We start from the raw sequence: 2,292 nt of genomic DNA, 5'->3' as shown, positions 1-2,292 counted from the left end.
TGGCGTTCGACTCGGCCGATCCCATGAATCAAGCAGTCTTCGACGACGCAGTCGGCCGGGTACTGGTTCGACTTCGGGCCCGGAGTACGATCGACCTGGCTCAGATCGTTCTTTTGACGGTATTCGAATAGCGGATCGCGAACGGCGTCGGGGTCACCCACAAAACAAACGCCGCTGGCACCACAGTCGTGGATGCGGCAACCCTTGATGACAACACGGCGGTTGAAACGGCTGACAAAGATCGCATTGCCGCCGACCTGATCAAATTCGGTGTCTAGCAGCTGGATGTCCTCGGTGCCGGAAAGCAACACGGCGCCGCCGCGATAGATCGTCCAATCCGATCGCAACAGCGGTTCTTTCGTTTCCATGAAGGTCCGGGCGGCATGCCGAACGACGAATCCTTGGAGGGTCATGAACCGCACGGGGGCGTCGGCGGAGCCGTTGAATTCGATCAGGTGTCGCAGTCGCACCACTTCGATCGTCGTTCGGTTCAGGTCGACGCCAGGGGGCGGGATGAAGTACAAGCGGTTCGCGCCGGCGTCGTGATACCATTCGCCGGGCGCGTCCAATTCTTCGAAGATGTTTTCGACCATGCGAAAGTCGTTGTGCATGCCCATTTGGCGGTTGTTTTGCCAGCCGCCTTCATAGGTCACTTCGCCATCAGAATCCTTGCCGGTGATCCGGTAGTGGTATCCTCCCCAGCGGGCCCGATGCATGGCATGAATGAACCCGCCCGTGGGATCGGCCCAACCGCTGGCGCGTTGTTTGGAGAACGCATCGGCGGCATAGCCTTGATAGGCTTCGGTTTTTTTGCCGGCGTCGTAATTCGGATAGCGAGCCATTCGTTGTTGGCGTCCGGCCAGGAACAGCTGGTCGATCGCCAGTCCCGATTCGGTGGTTGCCACAAAGATTCCGTCGCGAAAGGGTTGCCATTGCAGGTCGAGTTTTGTGCCGCCGCTGAGCACGGCCTTGCCTTCGTTTTCTGCACGGTAGAGGACCGGTCGATCGGGTGAACCAGAGTCGGCGGCGGTGAACTGGAGTGTCTCGGGTAGGTAATAAACACCGTCCGCGACGGAGACCGTCACGGGGGCGGTTCCGGCCGATTGACGAGCGAGAACCTGTGCCCGAGCAAGCGTCGCCACCGGAGCAGCGGACGAGCCGTCGTTGCCATCGTCACCCGCAGGACTGACGAAGATGTCGAGGGCCTGCGAACAGGTGGCACTTGCGCCGAAGCAGATCAGAATCAAGAAAGACCGAAGCATGGGAACGAATCGTGAAGGGGGGATCAGAAGGAAAGCTGGCAACGGAATACTAGCGGCTTTTTGACGGAACTGGCGGAGTTTGCGTGGGATCGCCATTGGTTTGTTTCGATCGAAACTCGCCGGGTGACTCACCGGTCTCGCGTTTGAAAACGGCGCCCAAGCATTCTTTATGGCTGTAGCCCGTCTTCGCCGCGATTTGCTCCAGCGTCATGTCGGTCTCCAACAGCAACTGCTTGACGCGTTCCAATTGGGTGATCGTGATTTGTTGGTGTGGTGTTCGGCCCAGGACTTCCCGGAACCGCCGCTCCAATTGACGGCGGGAAAGGGAGGTGAATTCGGCGACGTCGCCCACGTTGATTCCAGAACAGGCGTTTTGCCGGATGAATCGGCACACGCGGGCGATCTCGACATCGTCGACGGCCACGACTTTCGTCGAGAGGCGTTCGGAGACGGAGATGGGCGGAACGTACTCGATTTCATTTTCAGGCAGCAAACCAGTCATCATTTGTTGCAGAATCTCCGCGGCCCGATAACCGACCTGCTCCGCGTTGGGCCGGACGCTTGAAAGCGGCGGGTCACACAGCAAGCAGATCGCGTCGTCGTCATCCACGCCGATCACCCCCAGGTCATCGGGGACGGCGATATTGGACAGCCGGCACGCGTTGAGAACCTGTTGCCCGCGAATGTCATTGCAAACCAACAGACCGGTCGGTCGCGAAAGCGTCGATAACCACTTCGCCAACGATTCCAATTCCAGCACCCCCGCCTCCTCCAGTTGTGTCAACGTGGTGCCGGGGACGCCGGGCGATTGGTAGACATCGAAGGGGCATTCGGCGGCATCGACCAATTTTTGAAACGCGGCCAGTCGGGCGTCGGAATACGTGGCAAATCGAAACCCACAGAAAGCGAATCGTCGAAACCCACGCTCCCACAGATGCGAAAACGCCATTTCGGCGACACGCTGGTTATCCGTTTCGACTTGCGGTACGCCGGTGAATTTTCGGTTGCAGCGGACATCGATGATCGGCAC

The 2,292-nt window shown here is 59.1% G+C and carries 2 protein-coding genes; both read right to left on the bottom strand.

Annotated elements, in window-relative coordinates; all coding sequences use genetic code 11:
* Positions 1-1,262, bottom strand: a 1,262-nt coding sequence (locus ABX749_RS30065; protein ID WP_372899282.1) for a right-handed parallel beta-helix repeat-containing protein, incomplete at its 3' end; no start/stop codon positions are given.
* A 49-nt stretch (positions 1,263-1,311) separates the two neighbouring features.
* On the bottom strand, positions 1,312-2,292 hold a 981-nt coding region (locus ABX749_RS30060; protein WP_372899281.1), incomplete at its 5' end, for a substrate-binding domain-containing protein.

Origin of the sequence: Stieleria sp., from assembly GCF_041595215.1 — a bacterium.
In the GTDB taxonomy this organism is placed as follows: Bacteria; Planctomycetota; Planctomycetia; order Pirellulales; family Pirellulaceae; genus Stieleria; species Stieleria magnilauensis.
This window is presented reverse-complemented; position numbering and strand designations above follow the sequence as displayed.